Below are 2,237 nucleotides of genomic sequence, written 5' to 3'. Positions count from 1 at the left end.
GCTTGATATTATGAGTATTCGCAATGGTCGGTGGTGTCTGCTGCTGGCACTGGTCTTAAGTACCAGTGCCGCGGCATTAGGATTTTATGCCGGTGCCGAGCGTCCCGCGCAGATGTTATCTGTTCAGTTGGTTAACGATTCCAGTCGGCTAATAGAACGGGTTGAGATTAAGCACGGCAACTCCGACACTCAGGAGCTTATCTCAATATTGGGGCTTAAACCCGGTGATGATCGGGTTGTCGGGCTCAATCATCAGCCCGCGATGGGATTCAGTTTGACGGTGCATTATGCCGACGGTGAACACTATGAGATGTGTGTCGGAAAATATGTGCCGGGGTGGTTTCTGTCAGAAGTGATCAGTGACGAAGGTTTGGACGAAGTGAGCGGGCGCTATCGTTGAAGGATAATTTCTGGCGACCTAAACCAACAATGCAGAGTAAAAAGCTGAACGCTACAACGGGCCAGCTTCCGAACTGCTGAAACGGAGTCAGTCCCTGTCGTGGCTGCACTGAGCCAGTCAGGATAGCCTGTGTATAACGTGGTGCTTGTTGAGTCACGTTGCCGTACGGATCGATCAGACCCGATATTCCGTTGTTGGTGCTGCGGATAATCCAGCGCTGACTTTCCAGTGCGCGCATGCGGGCGATCTGCATATGCTGATCCGGTGCAATCGAATGACCAAACCAGGTGTCGTTGGACACGGTCAGAATAAATGCGGCTTGCTGGCTGCTTTCACGCACCAGTTCAGGGTAGGCAATCTCATAGCAGATGGCGGCTGACATGAGGTGACCTTGTACGTTCAGAAGTGATTGCTTGTCGGATAAAGGCAGGCTAAAGCTCGACATCGGTAAATTGAAGAATTCCAGCGCGCCGCGCAGATAGTGTTCCATTGGTATGTATTCACCAAAGGGTACTAAGCGCTCTTTGTGGTAAACACCACTGCCGTTGCTGAGCACTGCAATGCTGTTGTGGTAGAGCCGTCGCTGGGAGTCCGGGTCGCGGGATGAGGTTGGCAAGCCGCTGATCAACGTTGTGTTGTCGGCGTCGAATTGTTCCAACATTGGGGTCAGTTGTTCGGCGGCCCGGCTAAAAAATGTTGGGATTGCCGTTTCAGGCCAGATGATCAGGTCATCACCACTACGAGGCAGGGACAGGGCTTCATACCGCGCGAGGATGCTTTCGCGCTGTTGAGGATCCCACTTGTCTTCCTGGTCAATGTCAGCCTGAATGAGGGTGACGTTCAGTGGTGTTCCCGATGCAGTTGTCCAGGTGGTGTTCACGAACGGCTGCAGTGCCCATGGTGCGATCAGGAGCAGGAGATAGCCTGCGCGCGGGCGCCAGCTTTTTTCCCGTAGTATCTCAAACAACAGAATACCGCTGCCGGCGACGATCAGCGAGTTCAGCCAAACCCCGCCAACCGGAGCCCAGCTTGCCAGCGGGGTATCCAGTGTTGCGTAGCCGAGATAAAGCCACGGAAAACCGGTGAGTAACCAGCTTCGCAGCCATTCACCCAGTACCCATATTCCGATAAATGATAGTGCGCCCCAGCGACCACTGAACCAGCGTTTCCAGCACCCGCCTTGCAGCATAAACAGCAGCGCGAGCGCTGATACAAAAAGCGCGGTCAGTGCTACGGCCAGGGGCAAGGGTGTAGCACTGTGTTCGTAGATACTGACAAATACCCAGGAGACCCCGGCACCAAAAAAGCCGAGTCCAAAGGACCAGCCTAGCAGCCATGAATTGCGCTGTGGGGCCGTACTTAAAATAAGGTAAAAGAGCAGGGGGGCGACGGGCGCGAGCCAGACAATGTTAAACGGCGCAAGGGCGGCTGTTGCTGAAGCGCCAGCGAGCAGGGACAGCAACAGACGCAGGATCAACATCAATCAGGTGCTAGCTTTTGGCGTGACTTGTAACAGGCGGATGCGACGGTTGTCAGCCGATAAAACCTTAAAGCTGAAGCCGTCAAAATCGACCTGTTCATCTTTTTGCGGCAGGTGTCCAAAACGCTGAGTCACCAGTCCACCCATTGTATCGAAGTCGTCTTCACACAAGCCGACGTCAAAGAACTCGTTAAAGTCTTCCACCGGGGTGAGGGCTTTGACGATATAACCGTTGTCAGCAAACGGTTTGATATTGCCGTCGTCCTCTTCGATATCATGTTCATCCTCGATTTCACCGACAATCTGTTCAAGAACATCTTCGATGGTGATCAATCCGGAGACGCCGCCGTATTCGTC

The 2,237-nt window shown here is 53.5% G+C and carries 3 protein-coding genes; 1 reads left to right on the top strand and 2 read right to left on the bottom strand.

All coding sequences use genetic code 11. From position 1 onward, the window contains the following. Window positions 1-400 (top strand): hypothetical protein (locus tag ABYW01_RS19895; RefSeq protein ID WP_372836152.1); only part of this gene is annotated, 400 nt, incomplete at its 5' end. On the opposite strand, the gene lnt is transcribed toward ABYW01_RS19895, so the two are convergent. Further along, window positions 357-1,880 (bottom strand): apolipoprotein N-acyltransferase, encoded by a 1,524-nt coding sequence (lnt, locus tag ABYW01_RS19890; RefSeq protein ID WP_372836150.1) that lies wholly within the window; start codon window positions 1,878-1,880, stop codon window positions 357-359. The genes ABYW01_RS19895 and lnt overlap by 44 nt on opposite strands. Before the next feature lie 3 nt (window positions 1,881-1,883). Then, the coding region (locus ABYW01_RS19885; RefSeq protein ID WP_372836148.1) for a transporter associated domain-containing protein at window positions 1,884-2,237 on the bottom strand (354 nt) is incomplete at its 5' end.

This window comes from Pontibacterium sp., assembly GCF_041587635.1.
Taxonomy (GTDB): domain Bacteria; phylum Pseudomonadota; class Gammaproteobacteria; order Pseudomonadales; family Balneatricaceae; genus Pontibacterium.
This window is presented reverse-complemented; position numbering and strand designations above follow the sequence as displayed.